The sequence below is a fragment of the Kocuria sabuli genome, assembly GCF_040981185.1.
Taxonomy (GTDB): domain Bacteria; phylum Actinomycetota; class Actinomycetes; order Actinomycetales; family Micrococcaceae; genus Kocuria; species Kocuria sabuli.
In genome coordinates this window covers 53,194-72,888 of sequence record NZ_JAVHZE010000010.1, presented here as the reverse complement: position 1 = coordinate 72,888, position 19,695 = coordinate 53,194, and the positions used below count along the sequence as shown (strand labels likewise).

16 protein-coding genes are annotated in these 19,695 nt (G+C 74.9%); 14 read left to right on the top strand and 2 right to left on the bottom strand.

The window, feature by feature from the left end:
* Positions 1 to 57: 57 nt before the first annotated feature.
* The 13 genes from pyrR to RE027_RS11200 all read left to right on the top strand — a co-directional run bounded on the left by pyrR (position 58) and on the right by RE027_RS11200 (position 15,455).
* Complete coding sequence (gene pyrR / locus RE027_RS11260) at positions 58 to 681, top strand: bifunctional pyr operon transcriptional regulator/uracil phosphoribosyltransferase PyrR (protein ID WP_368808361.1); 624 nt, start codon at positions 58 to 60, stop codon at positions 679 to 681.
* The gene (locus RE027_RS11255) at positions 678 to 1,685 is read left to right on the top strand and encodes an aspartate carbamoyltransferase catalytic subunit (RefSeq protein WP_368808360.1); all 1,008 of its coding nucleotides are present in this window, start codon (positions 678 to 680) and stop codon (positions 1,683 to 1,685) included. The genes pyrR and RE027_RS11255 overlap by 4 nt, the downstream gene beginning before the upstream one ends.
* Positions 1,682 to 2,989, top strand: coding sequence for a dihydroorotase (locus RE027_RS11250; RefSeq protein WP_368808359.1), 1,308 nt, complete (start codon positions 1,682 to 1,684; stop codon positions 2,987 to 2,989). Before RE027_RS11255 ends, RE027_RS11250 begins: the two co-directional genes overlap by 4 nt.
* Positions 2,990 to 3,044: 55 nt before the next feature.
* A complete protein-coding gene (locus tag RE027_RS11245; protein WP_368808358.1) occupies positions 3,045 to 3,548 on the top strand; it encodes a PH-like domain-containing protein in 504 nt (167 codons plus the stop codon).
* 64 nt (positions 3,549 to 3,612) lie between these two features.
* On the top strand, positions 3,613 to 4,860 hold the full coding sequence (carA, locus tag RE027_RS11240) for a glutamine-hydrolyzing carbamoyl-phosphate synthase small subunit (RefSeq protein ID WP_368808357.1): 1,248 nt from the start codon (positions 3,613 to 3,615) through the stop codon (positions 4,858 to 4,860).
* 1 nt (position 4,861) lies between these two features.
* On the top strand, positions 4,862 to 8,182 hold the full coding sequence (gene carB / locus RE027_RS11235; protein WP_368808356.1) for a carbamoyl-phosphate synthase large subunit: 3,321 nt from the start codon (positions 4,862 to 4,864) through the stop codon (positions 8,180 to 8,182).
* Positions 8,175 to 9,083 carry an orotidine-5'-phosphate decarboxylase gene (gene pyrF, locus RE027_RS11230; RefSeq protein ID WP_368808355.1) on the top strand — a complete coding sequence of 303 codons (909 nt, stop codon included), beginning with the start codon at positions 8,175 to 8,177 and terminating at the stop codon, positions 9,081 to 9,083. Before carB ends, pyrF begins: the two co-directional genes overlap by 8 nt.
* 164 nt (positions 9,084 to 9,247) lie before the next feature.
* The gene (mihF, locus tag RE027_RS11225) at positions 9,248 to 9,562 is read left to right on the top strand and encodes an integration host factor, actinobacterial type (protein ID WP_368808354.1); all 315 of its coding nucleotides are present in this window, start codon (positions 9,248 to 9,250) and stop codon (positions 9,560 to 9,562) included.
* Positions 9,563 to 9,635: 73 nt separating this feature from the next.
* Positions 9,636 to 10,235: a guanylate kinase gene (gene gmk, locus RE027_RS11220; RefSeq protein WP_438612433.1), complete on the top strand. Its 600-nt coding sequence runs from the start codon at positions 9,636 to 9,638 to the stop codon at positions 10,233 to 10,235.
* 29 nt (positions 10,236 to 10,264) lie between these two features.
* Positions 10,265 to 10,798 (top strand): DNA-directed RNA polymerase subunit omega, encoded by a 534-nt coding sequence (rpoZ, locus tag RE027_RS11215; protein ID WP_368808352.1) that lies wholly within the window; start codon positions 10,265 to 10,267, stop codon positions 10,796 to 10,798.
* Between the two features lie 34 nt (positions 10,799 to 10,832).
* Complete coding sequence (gene coaBC / locus RE027_RS11210; protein WP_368808351.1) at positions 10,833 to 12,059, top strand: bifunctional phosphopantothenoylcysteine decarboxylase/phosphopantothenate--cysteine ligase CoaBC; 1,227 nt, start codon at positions 10,833 to 10,835, stop codon at positions 12,057 to 12,059.
* 73 nt (positions 12,060 to 12,132) lie between these two features.
* Positions 12,133 to 13,338 carry a methionine adenosyltransferase gene (gene metK / locus RE027_RS11205; RefSeq protein ID WP_368808350.1) on the top strand — a complete coding sequence of 402 codons (1,206 nt, stop codon included), beginning with the start codon at positions 12,133 to 12,135 and terminating at the stop codon, positions 13,336 to 13,338.
* Positions 13,339 to 13,340: 2 nt separating this feature from the next.
* Positions 13,341 to 15,455 (top strand): primosomal protein N' family DNA-binding protein, encoded by a 2,115-nt coding sequence (locus RE027_RS11200; protein WP_368808349.1) that lies wholly within the window; start codon positions 13,341 to 13,343, stop codon positions 15,453 to 15,455.
* Here RE027_RS11200 and RE027_RS11195 read toward each other — a convergent pair.
* Together RE027_RS11195 and RE027_RS11190 are read right to left on the bottom strand one after the other, a co-directional pair.
* Positions 15,439 to 16,680, bottom strand: coding sequence for a thiolase family protein (locus RE027_RS11195; protein ID WP_368808348.1), 1,242 nt, complete (start codon positions 16,678 to 16,680; stop codon positions 15,439 to 15,441). The genes RE027_RS11200 and RE027_RS11195 overlap by 17 nt on opposite strands.
* Positions 16,661 to 18,058: a class I adenylate-forming enzyme family protein gene (locus RE027_RS11190; protein WP_368808347.1), complete on the bottom strand. Its 1,398-nt coding sequence runs from the start codon at positions 18,056 to 18,058 to the stop codon at positions 16,661 to 16,663. The genes RE027_RS11195 and RE027_RS11190 overlap by 20 nt, the downstream gene beginning before the upstream one ends.
* A 137-nt stretch (positions 18,059 to 18,195) precedes the next feature.
* On the opposite strand from RE027_RS11190, the gene RE027_RS11185 reads away from it, so the two are divergent.
* Positions 18,196 to 19,677, top strand: coding sequence for a glutamate-cysteine ligase family protein (locus RE027_RS11185; protein ID WP_368808346.1), 1,482 nt, complete (start codon positions 18,196 to 18,198; stop codon positions 19,675 to 19,677).
* The last annotated feature ends 18 nt before the right edge of the window (positions 19,678 to 19,695 follow it).

Sequence of the window (19,695 nt, the reverse complement as noted above, 5' to 3'; positions counted from 1 at the left end):
GGGGCGAGCAAGCAACCTTTAAGTCCGTCCTGTGAGGCGGGGAAGGAGGCGGCACCCATGATCGACGACACCTCCGCGGCCGGTCCCTCGACGGGACCCTCGCCCGCGCGCGTCATCCTCTCGGCAGCCGACATCGACCGCGCGCTCACGCGCATCGCCCACGAGATCCTCGAGTCCAACAAGGGCAGCTCGGACCTCGTCCTGCTCGGCATCCCGCGCCGCGGCTACCCGCTGGCCCAGCGGATCGCCGCGAGGATCGCCGCGACCGACCCCGGCTTCGACGCCGCGGCGAGCCTCGGCCAGCTCGACGTCACGATGTTCCGCGACGATCTGCGCAAGAACCCGGCCCGCGCCCCCCAGCCCACCCGGATCCCGGTGCAGGGCATCGACGGGCGCACCGTGGTCCTCGTCGACGACGTCCTCTGCTCCGGGCGCACCGTGCGCGCCGCCCTCGACGCCCTCGTCGACGTCGGGCGCCCCCGCGTGGTCCGCCTCGCCGTGCTCGTCGACCGCGGCCACCGGGAGCTGCCGATCCGTGCCGACCACGTCGGCAAGAACCTGCCGACCTCCTCCCAGGAGAAGGTCCGGGTCCGGCTCACCGAGACCGACCCCGACCCCCGGCCGGCCGGGCACGCCGACTGCGTCGTCATCGAGACCCCCGTGCCGGCGACCCGCGCATGAGGCACCTGCTGTCCACGAGGGACCTCTCCTACGACGCCGCCCTGACGATCCTCGACACCGCCGACCAGATGGCCGAGGTGGGCCACCGCTCCGTGAAGAAGCTGCCGGCGCTGCGCGGGCGCACGGTCGTGAACCTCTTCTTCGAGGACTCCACCCGCACGCGGATCTCCTTCGAGACGGCCGCCAAGCGCCTGTCCGCGGACGTCATCAACTTCTCCGCCAAGGGCTCCTCGGTCTCCAAGGGCGAGTCGCTCAAGGACACCGCCCAGACGCTGGCGGCGATGAGCGCCGACGCCGTGGTGATCCGGCACTCGGCCTCCGGCTCCCCGCAGCAGCTGGCCGAGTCGGACTGGATCGACGCCGCCGTGGTCAACGCCGGTGACGGCACGCACGAGCACCCCACCCAGGCCCTGCTCGACGCCATGACGCTGCGCCAGCACCGGGCCCGCACCGAGGGCCGGGAGAGCACCCGCGGGCTCGACCTCGAGGGCATGCACGTGGTGATCGTCGGCGACGTCCTGCACTCCCGGGTGGCCCGCTCGGACCTGTGGCTGTTCACCACCCTCGGCGCCCGGGTCACCTTCGTGGCCCCGCCCACCCTGCTGCCGGTGGGCATCGCCGGCTGGCCGTGCGAGGTGGTCTACTCCCTCGACCAGGCGCTGGAGCCGGCCCCGGACGCGGTGATGATGCTGCGCGTGCAGCGGGAGCGGATGCACGCCGCGTTCTTCCCGACCGCCCACGAGTACGCCCGCGAGTGGGGCCTGACCCCGGAGCGGGTCGCGGCGCTCGACGCCGCGGGGGCGAGCACGGCGATCATGCACCCGGGGCCGATGAACCGCGGCCTGGAGATCTCCTCCGCCGCGGCGGACTCCCCGCGCTCCACGGTCCTGGACCAGGTCCGCAACGGCGTCTCCGTGCGGATGTCGGTGCTCTACCTGCTCCTGTCCGGCGACGACCTCGACGCCCCCTCCACCCCCGCATCCCCAGGAGCGCTGATCCCATGACCTCGTACCTCATCCAGGGCGCCCGGCTGCTCGGCGAGCAGACCGCCGACATCCTCGTCGACGAGGGCCTGATCCGGCGCGTCGGGACCGACCTGCCCGCCCCGGACGACGCCCGGGTGGTCGACGCCGCGGGGCTCGTGGCCCTGCCCGGGCTCGTGGACATCCACACCCACCTGCGGGAGCCGGGCCGCGAGGACGCCGAGACGGTGGAGACGGGCACCCGCGCGGCTGCGCTCGGCGGCTACACCGCGGTGTTCGCGATGGCCAACTCCGATCCCGTCGCGGACACCGCCGGGGTCGTGGAGCAGGTGCACGAGCTGGGCCGGTCCGCCGGCTGGGTCGACGTCCGGCCCGTGGGCGCCGTGACCGTCGGCCTCCGGGGGGAGCGGCTGTCCGAGATCATGGCCATGGCCGACTCCCGCGCCGCCGTGCGGATGTTCTCCGACGACGGCATGTGCGTGCACGACCCGGTGCTGATGCGGCGGGCGCTCGAGTACGTGAAGGGCTTCGACGGCGTCGTCGCCCAGCACGCGCAGGAGCCGCGGCTCACGGAGGGCGCCCAGATGAACGAGGGCACCGTCTCCGCCGAGCTGGGCCTCACCGGCTGGCCGGCGGTGGCCGAGGAGGCCATCATCGCCCGCGACGTCCTGCTCGCCGAGCACGTGGGCTCCCGGGTGCACATCTGCCACCTCTCCACCCGGGGCTCGGTCGACATCGTGCGCTGGGCCAAGCAGCGCGGCATCGACGTCACCGCCGAGGCCACCCCGCACCACCTGCTGCTCACCGACGAGCGGGTCCGCAGCTTCGACCCCGTCTACAAGGTCAACCCGCCGCTGCGCACGGACGAGGACGTGCACGCCCTGCGCGAGGCGGTGGCCGACGGCACCATCGACGTCATCGGCACCGACCACGCCCCGCACCCGGCCGAGGACAAGGAGTGCGAGTGGTCGTGCGCGGCCAACGGCATGACCGGGCTCGAGACCGCGCTGTCCGTGGTCCAGCACACCCTCGTGGACACCGGCCTGCTGACCTGGCCCGACGTCGCCCGGATCACCTCCGCGACCCCGGCCCGGATCGGGCGTCTGGGCACCCAGGGCCGGCCCCTCGCGGAGGGCGAGCCGGCGAACATCGTGCTGTGGGACCCGGCCGCGACCACCGTGGTGGACCCCGCCCGGCACGCCTCCAAGGGCCGCAACAGCCCGTACCGCGGGATGGAGCTGCCCGGAGCGGTGCGCGCCACCTTCTTCCGCGGCCACCCCACGGTCCTCGACGGCGCGCTGAACACCCCCTCGCCGGACGCCTGAGCCCCACCGCGACCGTCCGCCCCGCCCCTTCCACCGCCCCGGAGGCCCCCGCCCCATGGACCAGCTCACCACCGTGCTCGGCACGGTCCTCGTGCTCGCCGTGCTGTTCGCCCTGATCCGCCGGGGCTGGACGGGACGGGTGCGGCGCCAGGCCGGGATCGCGGCGCCGCCCGCGCTGCCGGCCGGCGTCGAGGAGCGCGAGCCCCGGCTCGCCGTGCCGGGCATGTACGTGGCCACCACGCTGGGCGGTGCCCCGCTCGAGCGGGTGGCCGCCCACGGGCTGGGGGTCCGCGCCCGGGCGCGGGCCCTCGTCCTCGACGAGGGCGTGCTCTTCGAGCGGCAGGGCGCCGCGCCGCTGTTCGTCCCCGCGGCGGACGTCGTCGCCGTGGGCACCGGCTCCGGCATGGTCGGCAAGTTCGTCGAGAAGGACGGGCTCGCCGTGCTCACCTGGTCGCTGGGCGGCACGGTCGTGGACACCGGCTTCCGCACCCAGCGCGCCGAGGACAAGCGGCGCCTGCTCGCCGCGGTGGAGGCGATCGCCCCCGCACCCCGCTCCTGACCCACCCGCGGCGCCCCGCCGCCACCCGACTTCCCGACCCGCAGACACGAACGTGAGGACGACCTTGAGCTCGATCACCACTGAACCCGCCGTGCTGGTGCTGGAGGACGGCCGCGTCTTCCGCGGCCGCGCCTACGGCGCCCTGGGCACCGCCCTCGGCGAGGCGGTCTTCTCCACCGGCATGACCGGCTACCAGGAGACCATCACCGACCCCTCCTACGCCGGCCAGCTGGTCGTGCAGACCGCGCCGCACATCGGCAACACCGGCGTCAACGCCGCCGACGCCGAGTCCCGGCGGATCTGGGTGGCCGGCTACGTCGTGCGCGACGCCGCCCGCCGCCCCTCCAACTGGCGCTCCGAGGGCTCCCTCGACGAGCAGCTGCGCGACCAGGGCGTCGTCGGCATCCAGGACGTCGACACCCGGGCGATCACCCGCCACCTGCGCGACCGCGGCGCGATGCGCGGCGGCATCTTCTCCGGTGACGCCGCCCGCCGCCCCGAGGCCGAGCTCGTGGACGCGGTGGGCGCCGCCGAGCGGATGGAGGGGCGCCGGCTCGCCGAGACCGTCTCGGTGGCCGAGTCCTACGTCGTCGAGCCCTCCGAGCACGGCTGGGCGGGCGAGGTCCGCCACGAGCTCGTGGCCGTGGACCTGGGCATCAAGTCCATGACCCCGCACCGCTTCGCCGAGCGCGGGGTGCGCGTGCACGTCGTCCCGGCGGACACGACCTTCGAGCAGATCCGGGCCCTGGACCCGCGCGGGGTGTTCTTCTCCAACGGCCCGGGCGACCCGGCCACCGCCGAGCGGCAGGTCGAGACCCTGCGCGAGGTGCTGCGCGCCGGGATCCCGTTCTTCGGCATCTGCTTCGGCAACCAGCTGCTGGGCCGGGCCCTGGGCTTCGGCACCTACAAGCTCGTCTTCGGCCACCGCGGGATCAACCAGCCGGTGCTCGACCGCAGGACCGGGCGCGTGGAGATCACCGCCCACAACCACGGCTTCGCCGTGGACGCCCCGCTCGAGGGCCCGGTCACGGCGCCGCTGGAGGAGTTCGGGCGCGTCGAGGTCAGCCACGTGTGCCTCAACGACGACGTCGTGGAGGGCCTCAACTGCCGGGACCTGCCGGCCTTCTCGGTGCAGTACCACCCCGAGGCCGCCGCGGGCCCGCACGACGCCTCCTACCTCTTCGGCCGGTTCATCGAGCTGATGGACAGCCACCGGGACGGCCGCGCCGACCCGACCATCGACAACGCCGTCCCCGGCGGCGCGCAGGGCGCGCGGCCGGACCGGGACGCCAGCACGGAAGGGCAGCACTGACATGCCGCGCAGGACAGATCTCACCAGCGTTCTGGTCATCGGCTCGGGGCCGATCGTGATCGGGCAGGCCGCGGAGTTCGACTACTCGGGCACGCAGGCGCTGCGGGTGCTCAAGGAGGAGGGCCTGCGGGTCATCCTCGTGAACTCGAACCCGGCGACCATCATGACCGACCCCGAGTTCGCCGACGCCACCTACGTGGAGCCGATCACCCCCGAGGTGGTCGAGAAGATCATCGCCAAGGAGCGCCCGGACGCGGTGCTGCCCACCCTGGGCGGGCAGACCGCGTTGAACACCGCGATCGCCCTCGACGCCAACGGCGTGCTCGAGAAGTACGGCGTGGAGCTGATCGGCGCCAACGTCGAGGCGATCAACCTCGGCGAGGACCGCGAGAAGTTCAAGGGCGTCGTGGAGCGCTGCGGCGCCGAGTCCGCCCGCTCGGTGATCGTGCACTCCATGGCGGAGGCCCTGGCCGCGGCCGACGAACTGGGCTATCCCATGGTCGTGCGGCCGTCCTTCACCATGGGCGGGCTCGGCTCGGGCATGGCCTACGACGAGGAGGACCTGCACCGCATCGCCGGGGCCGGGATCCAGTACAGCCCCACCTCCGAGGTGCTCCTCGAGGAGTCCATCCTCGGCTGGAAGGAGTACGAGCTGGAGATGATGCGCGACAAGCACGACAACGTCGTGGTCGTGTGCTCCATCGAGAACTTCGACCCCGTGGGCGTGCACACCGGCGACTCCATCACCGTGGCTCCGGCCATGACGCTCACCGACCGCGAGTACCAGAACCTGCGCGACATCGCGATCGCCGTGATCCGCGAGGTCGGGGTGGACACCGGCGGCTGCAACATCCAGTTCGCGATCGAGCCGGACACCGGCCGCGTGGTGGTCATCGAGATGAACCCGCGGGTCTCCCGCTCCTCGGCGCTGGCCTCCAAGGCCACCGGCTTCCCGATCGCCAAGATCGCCACGAAGCTCTCGCTGGGCTACACCCTGGACGAGATCCCCAACGACATCACCCGCAAGACCCCGGCGTCCTTCGAGCCGACGCTGGACTACGTCGTCGTGAAGATCCCGCGCTTCGCGTTCGAGAAGTTCCCCGCCGCGGACCCCACGCTCACGACCACCATGAAGTCGGTCGGGGAGGCCATGGCGATCGGGCGCAACTTCACCGAGGCCCTGCAGAAGGCCATGCGCTCCCTCGAGCAGAAGGACTCCGTCTTCTCCTTCGTGCCCCCCGCGCTCGACGACGACGCCCTGGACCGCCTCGTCGACGCGACCCGCACGCCCACCACGGAGCGGATCCGGCAGGTCCAGCAGGCCCTGCTGGCCGGCGCGTCCGTGGAGCGGCTCTACGAGGCGACGGGCATCGACCCGTGGTTCCTCGACCAGCTGGTGCTGCTCAACGAGGTCGCCGGCGCCGTGCGCGAGGACGGCGACCTCACCGGGCGCACCCTGCGCCTGGCCAAGCGGCACGGCTTCTCCGACGAGCAGATCGGCGAGCTGGCCCACCTGGAGGAGTCCGTGGTCCGCGGCGTGCGCCACGCCCTGGGCATCCGCCCCGTGTTCAAGACCGTGGACACGTGCGCGGCGGAGTTCGAGGCGTTCACCCCGTACCACTACTCCTCCTACGACGAGGAGTCCGAGGTCGGCCGGCACGAGCAGCCGTCGATCATGATCCTCGGCTCGGGCCCGAACCGGATCGGGCAGGGCATCGAGTTCGACTACTCGTGCGTGCACGCCTCGATGGCCCTGCGCGCGGCCGGCCACGAGACCGTGATGGTCAACTGCAACCCGGAGACCGTCTCCACCGACTACGACGTCTCCACGCGGCTGTACTTCGAGCCGCTGACCTTCGAGGACGTCATGGAGGTCGTCGAGACCGAGCGGCGCACCGGCGGGCTGCTGGGCGTGTTCGTGCAGCTGGGCGGGCAGACCCCGCTCAAGCTCGCCGCGCAGCTGCAGGCCGCGGGCGTGCCGATCCTGGGCACGACCCCGGAGGCCATCGACCTCGCCGAGGACCGCGGGGAGTTCGCCCGCGTGCTCGGCGAGGCCGGCCTGCGCCAGCCGAAGAACGGCACCGCCTCGACCTTCGAGGACGCCAAGCGGATCGCCGACGAGATCGGCTACCCCGTGCTCGTGCGGCCCTCGTACGTGCTCGGCGGGCGCGGGATGGAGATCGTCTACGACGAGCCCTCCCTGGCCCGCTACCTGCAGAACGCCACGGAGGTCTCCCCCTCCCGGCCCGCGCTGATCGACAAGTTCCTCGAGGACGCGATCGAGATCGACGTGGACGCCCTCTACGACGGCGAGGCGCTCTACGTCGGCGGCGTCATGGAGCACATCGAGGAGGCCGGGATCCACTCCGGCGACTCGGCGTGCACCCTGCCCTCGATCACGCTCGGCCCGGACGTGGTCGAGCGGGTGCGCGAGGCCACCCTGGCCATCGCCCGGGGCGTGGGGGTGCGCGGGCTGATCAACATCCAGTTCGCGGTGGCCTCCGACGTCCTCTACGTCATCGAGGCCAACCCGCGAGCCTCGCGCACCGTCCCGTTCGTCTCCAAGGCCACGGGCGTGCAGCTGGCCAAGGCCGCCGCCCTGATCGGCACCGGCACGACCATCGCCGAGCTGCGGGCCCAGGGGCACCTCCCGGAGCGGATGGACGGGTCCACCCTGCCGGCCTCGGCGCCCGTGGCGGTGAAGGAGGCCGTGCTGCCCTTCGCCCGGTTCCGCACGGCCGAGGGCGCCGTCGTGGACTCCCTGCTCGGGCCCGAGATGCGCTCCACCGGCGAGGTCATGGGCCTGGACAAGTACTTCGACACGGCCTTCGCCAAGGCCCAGGCCGCGGCCAACGTGTCCCTGCCCACGTCCGGGCGGATGTTCGTCTCGGTGGCCAACAAGGACAAGCGCTCCTCGATCGCCTACGTGCGGATGTTCCGGGACCTCGGCTTCGAGATCCTGGCCACCGGCGGCACGGCCGAGGTGCTGCGGCGCAACGGCATCGAGTCCACCGTGGTGCGCAAGATCAGCGAGACCGCCCCCGGGGAGCGGACCATCGTGGACCTCATCGGCGACGGGGAGATCGACCTGATCTTCAACACGCCGGCGGGCGGTGCCGCGCGCGGCGACGGCTACGAGATCCGGGCGGCGGCCACGAGCGTGGGCGTGCCCCTGATGACCACGGTCTCCGTGCTCGGCGCCGCCCTCCAGGCGGTCACCGCGCTGCGCTCCTACACGTGGGACGTGACCAGCCTGCAGGAGCACGAGCAGCGGCTGCGCGCCATCGTCGCACCGGCCCAGCCCGAGGCCGTCGGTGCCTGAGGGCCCGGCCGCGCCGCCGCCCGCGCCCGGCCGCGAGCCCTTCGGGGCGCGGCTGGGCCGGGCGATGGACGCGCACGGCCCGCTGTGCGTGGGCATCGACCCGCACCCCGGGCTGCTCGACGCGTGGGGGCTGCCCCGCACCGCGGAGGGGCTGCGCCGGTTCACGCTGACGGTGCTCGAGGCCGCCGCCGGGCACGCCGCCGCCGTCAAGCCCCAGGTGGCGCTGTACGAGTCCTACGGGGCGGCGGGCTTCGCCGTGCTCGAGGAGCTGCTCGGCCGGGCGCGCTCGGCCGGGCTGCTCACGGTGGCCGACGCCAAGCGCGGCGACATCGGCTCCACCATGGAGGCCTACGCCGCCGCCTGGCTGGGGGAGGACTCCCCGCTCGCGGCGGACGCGGTGACGCTCAGCCCCTACCTCGGCTTCGAGTCGCTGCGCCCGGCCCTGGACCTGGCCGCCCGCACGGGCCGCGGCACGTTCGTGCTCGCGCTCACCTCCAACCCGGAGGGGCGCTCCGTCCAGCACGTCGGGGGCCGGGGGTCGGTGGCCCGCGCCGTGTGCTCGGCGGCCGCGGCAGAGAACGACCGGGCCCTCGGGGACGCGGCCGCCGGAGCGGGCCCCCGGCCCGCCCTGGGCCCGTGCGGGCTCGTGGTGGGCGCCACGGTCGGCGACGCGCTGGCGGAGCTCGGGATCGACCTGGCCGGGGTGCGCGGCCCGCTGCTCGCCCCCGGCTACGGCGCGCAGGGCGCCCGCGCCGAGGACCTCCCGGCCGTGTTCGGCCCGGCCTCCGGGCAGGTGCTCGCCACCTCCAGCCGGGCGATCCTGCGTCGGGGCCCGGCCGTGGCCGCGCTGCGGGAGGCGGTCGAGCGCTCCGCCGGGGAGCTGGCGGCGGCGCTGGGCTGAGACCCCGCGGTCCCCGCCGGGCGCACGCCGCGGGCGACACCCCTGGTCACGCCCCGGTCGTGTCGCCTTGCGGCGAATCGTTAATCATGTAGTTTCTTTAGCAAACGGGCTGTCCGTCCTCCTGCGGACGAAGGCTGCAGCCCGTGGCGACGAGGAGGATCTACATGGCACTGCGTCCGTTGACCGACGACGAGCGAGCCGCCGCGAGGGAGAAGGCCACCCGGGCACGGACGGCGCGCGCCGACGTGAAGAAGGGGCTGCGCGAGCGCCGGATGTCGGTGGCCGAGATCCTCGAGCGGGCCGAGCAGGACGAGGCCGTGAGCCGGCTGAAGGTCTCCGACCTGCTCGAGTCCACCCCGGGGATCGGCAAGGTGCGCTCGGCGGCTATCATGGAGCAGATCGGCATCGCCCGCACGCGGCGACTGCGCGGGCTCGGGGTGCACCAGCGCAAGGCGCTCATCGAGTACCTCGACCGCTGAGCCCGGCCGGCGGGTGCGGGGGGCGGGGCGCGATCCGGTAGATTGGGGTGTTCCCCACCCCGTTCCCAGGAGGATGCCCGTGAGTCCCGACGCGCCCCGCGCCGCGCGCCCGTCCCTGACCGTGCTCGCCGGACCCACGGCCGTGGGCAAGGGCACGGTCTCGACCTACGTCCGGGACCACTACCCGCAGGTGTGGCTGTCCGTCTCGGCGACCACCCGGGCCCCGCGCCCGGGGGAGGTCGACGGGGTGCACTACTTCTTCGTCTCCGACGAGCAGTTCGACGCGATGGCCCGCGACGGGCAGCTGCTCGAGTGGGCCGTGGTGCACAACTCCCACCGCTACGGCACGCTGCGCTCCACCGTGGAGCAGGCGCTGGAGCGCGGGAGCTGCGTGCTGCTGGAGATCGACCTGCAGGGCGCACGCCAGATCCGCACCACCATGCCGGAGGCCAACTTCGTGTTCCTCGCCCCGCCCAGCTGGGACGAGATGGTGGCCCGGCTGGTGGGCCGGGGCACCGAGACGCCCGAGGAACAGCGGGTGCGGCTCGAAACCGCTAAACTGGAACTCGCGGCCGAGCCGGAGTTCGATCACACCGTCGTCAACGACCGCGTCGAGCGCGCCGCCGCCGAACTCGTGCAGCTCATGGGGGTCGACCCCGAGCAGGCACCCTGATACCCGTCCACCGCGTTTGGAGCAATCGCTTGTCTACCCACACCGAAGGCATCATCAACCCGCCGATCGACGCCCTGCTGAAGAAGTCCGACTCCAAGTACGGACTCGTGATCTTCGGCGCCCGTCGCGCCCGGCAGATCAATGCCTACTACTCGCAGCTGCACGAGGGCCTGTTCGAGTACGTCGGTCCCCTCGTCGACACGCAGCTCAACGAGAAGCCCCTGTCCATCTCCTTCCGTGAGATCGACGAGGGCCTGATCGAGGGACGCCCGGTGGAGCACGCCGGCTTCGCCGAGAACGGCCAGCTCACCACCGAGGCGGACCTCGCCGCCGACGTCTTCGGCGCGGACTTCTTCGCCCAGGGCACGGAGGAGGACTTCTCCGCCGGCGCTCCGTTCTCCGACGAGGCCACCGTGGACTTCTCCGCGGGCGGGACCCCCCTCGAGCCGCTGGGCGACCTGCCCGGCAGCGGCGAGGACAACCCGGCCAACGGCGCCGGCGACGCCGCCGACGCCGCCCCGGAGGAGCCGGGCCGGGAGCCCGGGGACCTCCAGGACCTGTGAGCCGGCCCCGGCCCGTGCGGCGGGGCGGCACGGCGTGAAGGTCGTCCTCGGCATCGGCGGGGGCATCGCCGCCTACAAGGCGGCGCTGCTGCTGCGCCTGTTCACCGAGGGCGGCCACACGGTCGTGCCCGTGCCCACCGAGGCCGCGCTGCGTTTCGTCGGCGCCCCCACGTGGGAGGCGCTCTCCGGGCAGCGGGTCAGCACCGGGGTGTTCGAGCGGGTGGACGAGGTCAACCACGTCCACCAGGGGCAGAGCGCCGACCTCGTCGTCGTCGCCCCCGCGACCGCGGACCTCCTCGCGCGCGCGGCCCACGGGCTCGCCGACGACCTGCTGACCACCACGCTGCTGGCCACCCGCGCCCCTGTGCTGTTCGCCCCGGCGATGCACACGGAGATGTGGCTGAACCCGGCCGTGCAGGCCAATGTCGCGACCCTGCGCGCCCACGGGCACACCGTCCTGGAGCCCGCCGTGGGCCGGCTGACGGGGCCCGACACCGGCCCCGGCCGACTGCCCGAGCCCGAGGCCATCCACGCCGCCGCCCTGCGCCTGGCCGGGAGCGGCGGGACCGCCGACGGCCCGCTCGCGGGGACGCGGGTGCTGGTCAGCGCCGGCGGCACCCGCGAGCCGCTGGACCCGGTCCGCTTCCTCGGCAACCGCTCCTCCGGCAAGCAGGGCGTGGCCGTCGCGGCCGCCGCCCGGGACGCCGGCGCCGAGGTCGTCCTCGTGGCCGCGCACCTCGAGACCTCCGTCCCGGCCGGCGTGGAGGTCGTGCACGCCGGCACGGCCGAGCAGCTGCGCCGGGCGTGCGTGCGGGCGGCCGCGCGGGCCGACGTCGTGGTGATGGCCGCCGCCGTGGCCGACTACCGCCCGGCCCGGGTCGCCGACGCGAAGCTGAAGAAGGCCGAGGACGGCTCCAACCCCGTGCTGGAGCTCGTGCGCAACCCCGACGTCCTGCGGGAGCTCGTGGACCTGCGCAACACCGCCCGGCGCCGCCAGCTCCTCGTGGGCTTCGCCGCCGAGACCGGCGACGCCGAGACCGACCCGCTGACGTTCGGGCGCCGGAAGCTCGTGCGCAAGGGCTGCGACCTGCTGGCCGTCAACCACGTGGGGGAGAACCTGGTCTTCGGCCAGGACACGACCGCGCTGACCGTGCTCAGCGCGGCCGGCGGCCCCGAGCAGCTGCTCGAGGGCCCCAAGGACGAGGTCGCCCGCGGGCTCGTCGAGCGGATCGCCCAGGAACTGGCCGGCGTCCGCGGCTGACCCGCCCGCGCCGGGCGGCCCGGCGCGGGCGGCCGCGCTGTGCCGTCCGGGGCAAACGGTAGTGTGGTCTCCCGTGAGCGAGACGACCCAGCACCTGAGACTGTTCACCTCCGAGTCCGTCACGGAGGGACACCCCGACAAGATCTGCGACCAGATCAGCGACTCGATCCTGGACGACCTCCTGCGCCAGGACCCCGAGTCCTCCGTGGCCGTCGAGACCATGGTGACCACGGGGCTGGTCCACGTGGCCGGGGAGGTGAAGACCCGCGGTTACGTCGAGATCCCCAACGTGGTGCGCAAGACGCTGCTGGACATCGGCTACAACTCCTCCGTGCACGGCTTCGACGGCGAGTTCTGCGGGGTGTCCATCAGCGTGGGGGAGCAGTCCCCCGAGATCTACGAGGGCGTCTTCCAGTCCCTCGAGGTCCGCGAGGGCACCGCCCGGGACGCCCGCGACGCGCAGGGCGCCGGGGACCAGGGCATCATGTTCGGCTACGCCTCGGACGAGACAGAGGTGCTGATGCCGGCGCCGATCCACATCGCCCACCGCCTCTCCGAGCAGCTCGCGCGCGTGCGCAAGACCGCCGTGCTGCCCGGGCTGCGCCCCGATGGCAAGACCCAGGTCACCCTCGGCTACGACGGCCACCGGCCGGTGGCCGTGGACACCGTGGTGGTCTCCTCCCAGCACGTCGAGGGCTACGACCTCGACCAGCTGGCCTCGGACCTCCGGCAGAGCGTGATCACCCCCGTGCTCGAGGAGACCGGGCTGGACCTGTCCGGGACCAAGGTCATCATCAACCCCGCCGGCAACTTCGTGCGCGGCGGGCCCGTGGGAGACGCGGGGCTGACCGGGCGCAAGATCATCGTGGACACCTACGGGGGCATGGCCCGCCACGGCGGCGGCGCCTTTTCCGGCAAGGACCCCTCGAAGGTCGACCGCTCCGCCGCCTACGCGATGCGCTGGGTGGCCAAGAACGTGGTGGCCGCAGGGCTCGCCGACCGGGTGGAGGTGCAGGTCGCCTACGCGATCGGGCGCGCCGCCCCGGTCGGGCTCTACGTCGAGACGTTCGGCACCGCGCACGTCGACCCCGTCCGGATCGAAGGGGCCATCCGCGAGGTCTTCGACCTGCGCCCGCTGGCCATCATCGAGGACCTCGAGCTCAAGCGCCCGATCTACGCGCGGACCGCCGCGCACGGGCACTTCGGCCGCCTCGACCCGGAGTTCACCTGGGAGCGCACCGACCGCGTCGCGGACCTGCGGTCGGCCGCCGGGCTCTGAGCATGGCCCCGGAGGATGCCGAGGCCGCCGCGGAGGCCCCGCGGCAGCTGTCGCTCCTCTCGGGCTTCCCGCCCCGCCCGCCGCGACCCGACACCAAGGGCGTGGGCGCCGCGCTGCCGGCCGAGCACGACCCCGTGGCCCGGGTGCTGCTGGACACCCACGTCCCGCACCTGGACCGGGTCTTCGACTACGCCGTGCCCGCCGAGCTGTCGGACGCGGCCGTGCCGGGGGTCCGGGTCAAGGTCGGCTTCGGGGGCCAGGAGCTGACCGGCTACGTCCTCGAGCGCGTCGCGGACTCCGAGGTCATGGCCCGGATCCAACCCCTGCGCCGGGTGCTCTCGCCCCTGCCCGTGCTGAGCCCCGAGATCGCCCGGCTGGCCGAGGACGTGGCGGCACGCGCGGCCGGCACCACCGCCGACGTCGTGCGGGTGGCCGTCCCCCCGCGGGTCGCCCGCGTCGAGAAGGAGCTCGAGCAGCGCCTGGCCGAGACACCGGGGCACTCCACCGGGCTGTCCCCGCACGCGCCGGGACCCTCCCACGACGCCGCCCTGGCCGACTACACCGGCGGCCCCGGCTTCCTGGCCGAGCTGGCCGCCGGCGGTGCCCCGCGCGCGGTCATCGAGGTGCTGCCCTCCCACCCCGCCCACGACTGGACGGACGTGCTGGCCGCGGCGATCGGCGCCGCCTGGCGGGCCGGACGCGGCGCGGTGGCCGTCGTGGCCGACCAGAAGGCCCTGGCCCGGCTCGAGCGCTCGGTCGTGGACGAGATCGGGGCGGAGCACCTCGTGCGGCTGCACGCCGAGGACGGGCCCACCCCGCGCTACCGGGCGTTCCTCGCCGCCGCGACCGGGCAGGTCCGGGTGGTCCTGGGCACCCGCTCCGCCGCCTACGCGCCGGTGGACGACCTCGGACTCGTGGCCTGCTTCGACGACGGCGACGAGAACCTCGTGGAGCAGCGAGCGCCCTACCAGCACGTGCGCGACGTGCTGCTGCTGCGGGCCGGGCGCAGCGGGTGCGCGGCGCTGTTCGCGGGGCACGCCGTGAGCCCGGAGGCGCAGCGGCTCGTGGCCTCCGGATGGGCCCGGCGGCTGGCCCCCGGGCGGGACGTGCTGCGCGCCCACATGCCCCGGATCGTCTCGACCGCCGACTCCTTCCACGCCGCCCGGGACCCGCTGGCCTCCCGGGCCCGGCTGCCCGAGACGGCCTACCGCGCGGCCCGCGAGGGCCTCGAGCGGGGCCCGGTCCTGGTGCAGGTCGCCCGCGCCGGCTACGCCCCGCACCTGGCCTGCGAGCGCTGCCGCGAGCCGGCCCGGTGCACCTCCTGCGACGGGCCCCTCGGGGTGGTCTCCCGCCGCGGGGTGCCGCGGTGCGGGTGGTGCGGGCGCTCGGCGCACTCCTGGGCCTGCGCCGCGTGCGGGTTCCGGCGGATGCGGCTGGTCACCGTCGGGGCGCTGCGCACGGCGGAGGAGCTCGGGCGGGCCTTCCCGCAGGTGCCGGTCGTGGCGTCCTCGGGCGAGGCCGTGCGCGCGGACGTGCCCGGCGGCCCGGCGCTCGTGGTCGCCACCCCGGGCGCGGAGCCGGTGGCGGAGGGCGGCTACGCGGCGGCCCTGCTGCTGGACGGCAACCAGATGCTGATGCGCCCGGCCCTGCGCGCGGCGGAGCAGACGCTGCGCCGCTGGTTCAACGCCGCGGCGCTGGTGCGCCGGGCCCGCGACGGCGGGGTCGTGGTGGTCACCGCCGAGCACGAGAGCGCCGTGGGCGCGCTCGTGCGCTGGGACCCGGCCGGCCACGCCGAGCGGGAGCTGGTGGAGCGCCAGAGCCTCGGGCTGCCCCCGGCGGTGCGCTCGGCGGCCCTGACCGGGCCGGCCGCGGCGGTCGCGGCCTTCCTGGCCGACCTCGAGCTGCCCGACGCCGTGCGGGTGATCGGGCCCACGCCGCTGGAGGACCACGACCCGGGCGCGGCCGGCGAGCCGGCCCCGCACCGGGTGTTGCTGTTCTTCGGCTACGGCGCCGCGGGAGAGGTGACCCGGCGGCTGCGGGCCGCCCGGGCGAAGGCCTCCGCGCTGCGCAAGCACCCGCCCGTGCACGTGCGCTGCGACGTCACCGACCTGCTGTAGCCGGGCCCGGACCGCTTGGCCGGTCCGGCCCGAGGTCGGCCTTCTCGAACAGCGCGGCCGTGCCGATGCCCCCGGCGGAGCTGATCATCGCCAGCAGCAGGCTCCCGGCGGGCAGGGCCTGCGCCCTCGCGAGCAGGCGGACCACGGACACCGCCCCGGAGGCCCCGTAGGCGTGGCCGAGGGCGAGGGCGCCGCCGTCCGCGTTGAGCGTCCCCTCGTCGAGCCCGAGCAGGTCCGCGCAGGCGAGCACCTGCCCGGCGAAGGCCTCGTTGAACTCGACCGCGGCCAGCCGGCCCGCCGCCAGGCCCTGCTCGTCCAGCAGCGCCCGGGCGGCCACGGCGGCGCCCAGGCCCAGCCGGGCCGGGTCCACCCCGACGGTCGCCGCCCCGCGGAAGGCGAGTCCCGTGCGCAGGCCCAGCTCCCGCGCCGTGGCGGGCACGGTGACCAGGACGGCGGCCGCTCCGTCCGCGTCGGGGCAGGAGTTGCCGGCCGTCACCGTCCCGCCGGTCTCGAACGCGGCGGGGAAGCGTGCGAGCAGCGCCGCGTCCAGGCGACGCCGCGGGCCGTTGTCGGCGCCCACCGGCCCGTGCGCGCCGGGCACCGGCACGAGCTCGCCCGCGAACGTCCCCGCGTCCGCCGCGGCCAGGGCCCGCCGGTGGCTGCGTAGGGCGTAGGCGTCCTGCCGGGCGCGGCCGATCCCGTGCTCGCGGGCGACGGTCTCCGCGGCCGCGCCCATGTCGGGGTCGCCCAGGTGCTCCGGGGCGAACCGGGCGCGGCGGTAGAAGTCGACGCCCCCGTCCGCCCGCCGCCGTCCGCGCACGGGCGCGGTGCTGATGCTCTCCGCCCCGCCGGCCAGGAAGGCGCGGCCGGCCCCCGCCCGGGCGAGCCGGCAGGCCAGCACGACGGCGTCCAGGCCCGAGCCGCACTGCCGGTCCACCGTGACCCCCGGCACGGACAGCGGCAGCCCGGCCTCGAGGGCCGCGAGCCGGGCGAGGTTGCCACCGGCGCCGACGGCGTTGCCCACCACGACGTCGGAGACCTGCGCGGGGTCCAGCCCGGAGTCCTCCAGCAGGCGGCGGAGCACCGGGGCCAGCAGCCGGTGCACGGGCACGCCGTCGAACAGGGTCCCCGAGCGCGCGAGGGGCGTGCGCCGGCCCAGCACCAGCAGCGGCGCCGAGGGATCGGCCGGGAAGCCGGGTGCGGGATCAGCCGAGGGGGCGGACACGGCGGTCTCCGTCGAGGACCCAGTCCCGGAACAGCCCGCGGCTGAGCTTGCCGCTGCCGGTGAGGGGCAGCTCGTCGAGCGCGACGTAGTGCCGGGGGCGCTTGGCGGGCGCCAGCGCCGACGCCACGCCGTCCTGGAGCCGGCGCCGGCTCAGCCGGCCGTGGGCGGGGACGACCCCGGCCACCACCCGCTGCCCGCGGGCCCCGTCCGGCATCCCGGTCACGACGGCGTCGGCCACCCCGGGCACCGCCGCCACCGCCGCCTCGACCTCCTGCGGGTAGACGTTGTGCCCGCCGGTGACGACCATGTCCGCGCTCCTCCCCAGCACGTGCAGCTGTCCGTCGCGCAGGAAGCCCCGGTCGCGCACGGTGGCCATCCCGCCGAGCTCGCCGAAGGCCCGGCCGTCGTCGCCCCAAAGGTAGCCGTCGCAGACCAGGCGCGAGCGCACGCAGACGGTGCCGGGCGTCCCCTCCGGCACCGGGCGGCCGTCGTCGTCGAGGACGGCGAGCTCCACGCCGGGGAAGGCGGCGCCCACGCCGGTGCCCGGCGCCGCGGCGGGCTGCCCGGGTCCGCGGCGGCGGGCGGCGACGAAGCCGAGCTCGGCGGCGCCGTAGTACTCCCAGAGCGTCGCCCGCGGGGCCCACCGGCGCGCCGCCTCCTCCGTGCGCCGGTCCAGCTTCTGCCCGGCGCACACGATCGCCGTGAGCCCGCCGGCGTCGACGCCGGCGGCGAGGCCGCGCTCCGCGAGCACGCGCAGCGCGGCGGGCACGACGACCAGGCGCGTGATGCCCCGTCCGGTGATCTCCGCGTGGGCCGCGGCGACGTCGAAGCGCGGCAGGGTGGCGAAGCCGGCCCCGGCGTACAGGCACTCGGAGAGGGCGTAGAGGTTCAGGCTGGCCGAGAGCGGGCCGGGGGCCAGCACGCGGTCGTCGGCGCCCAGCCCGAAGTGCTCGACGGAGGCCTCGAAGGACCGCCGCCAGGAGTCCCGGCTGCGGCGGAAGCCCTTCGGCACGGCGGTGGTGCCCGAGGTCAGGCCGATCAGGAAGGAGGACGCGGGATCGCCGTCGCGCAGGCGCGCCGGGGCGGGCGCTGCGGGCAGGCGGCGGGCGGCGCGCCGCAGCACGGCCCCGGCCGGCCCGGCCGGCCAGAGCGGGTCCAGCACCGCGCACTCCCGGTCCCCGGCCACCCCCGCGGCCCACCGGACGGCGAAGTCCGTGCCGTTGCCCTGCCGCAGGACGCCCGAGGGCGCGCCCGAGGCGGCCAGGGCCGCGGCCCGGGCGACCAGCGCCCGCCAGCTCAGCTGCTCGGCGCCGCAGACGACGGCGAGCTCCTCCGGGCGCTCCTCGGCCCAGCGCGCCACGCGGTCCAGAAAGGGCATGCCCTCATCCTAGGGGCCCCCGGTGCGGCGAGCCGGAGTCCGGGGCCGCACCCCCGGGGGTCTTGGCGTGCGCCCCGCGGTGTGGTGGGCTGGGTCCGGGCGGTCCCGAACCGCCGCCACCGTCCTGGGAGGTCACCGTGGGAGAAGAGGTCCGGTCCCGCAGCTACACGCGCGAGGAGCGCCAGCGCTACCGGGAGAAGGTGCGCCAGGACCTCGACGTCTTCGAGCTCATGCTCCGCCGCAGCGCCTTCGAGTTCGACCGGCCCATGACCGGGCTGGAGATCGAGCTGAACCTCGTCGACGAGCACTTCGAGCCGGCCTTCTCCAACGCGGAGGTGCTCGCGGCGATCGCCGATCCCGGCTACCAGACCGAGCTCGCCCGCTACAACATCGAGCTCAACGTGCCGCCGCGGCCACTGCCCGGGCGGGCCGCGCTGGAGCTCGAGGAGGAGCTGCGCGCCTCGCTCAACGAAGCGGACGCCCGGGCCCGGGCAACGGGCTCGCGGATCATGGCGATCGGGATCCTCCCGACGATCATGCCCGAGCACTACGAGCGGGAGTGGATCAGCGACAACAACCGCTACACCGCGCTCAACGACTCGATCTTCGTGGCCCGCGGCGAGGACATCCGCCTGGACCTCCAGGGCCCGGGCGGGGAGCGGGTCGAGACCTGGTGCGACTCGATCGCCCCGGAGTCGGCCTGCACGAGCGTCCAGCTGCACCTGCAGGTGGCGCCGTCGGAGTTCGCGGGCCACTGGAACGCCGCCCAGGCGCTGTCCGCCCCGCAGGTCGCGCTCGCCGCGAACAGCCCGTTCTTCTTCGGCCGGCGCCTGCACGCCGAGACCCGGATCGCGCTGTTCCGGCAGGCCACGGATACCCGGCCGGTCGAGCTGAAGAACCAGGGCGTGCGGCCGCGGGTGTTCTTCGGCGAGCGCTGGATCACCTCGGTCTTCGACCTGTTCGAGGAGAACGTCCGCTACTTCCCGGCGCTGCTGGCCGAGTGCTCCGACGAGGACCCCGCGGCCGAGCTCGCGGCGGGGCGGGCGCCGCGCCTGGCCGAGCTGCGGCTGCACAACGGGACGGTCTACCGGTGGAACCGCCCGATCTACGACGTCGTCGGCGGGGTGCCGCACCTGCGGGTGGAGAACCGCGTGCTGCCCGCCGGGCCCACGATCGCCGACGTGCTGGCCAACGCCGCCTTCTACTACGGCGCGGTCCGCGTCCTGGCCCGGCAGGAGCGCCCGGTGTGGACGCGGATGAGCTTCGCGGCGTGCGCCGAGAACTTCTCCCGGGCGGCGCGGGACGGGATGGACGCCCGCCTGTACTGGCCGGGGTTCGGGGAGCTGAGCGTGGACGAGCTCGTGCTGCGCCACCTGCTGCCCCTGGCGCACCAGGGCCTGGAGGAGTGGGGCGTGGCCCCGGAGGTCCGGGAGCGCTACCTGGGCATCGTCGAGGCCCGCGCCGTCGCGGGGGTCAACGGCGCCACCTGGCAGACGAGCGCGGTCGAGCGGCTCGAGGAGCGGGGCGCGGACCGGCGCACCGCGCTGCGGGCCATGCTGGCCCACTACGCGGAGCACATGGCGGCGAACGCGCCCGTGCACACCTGGCCGTTGCCCTGAGCCCGGACGGGACGGGCG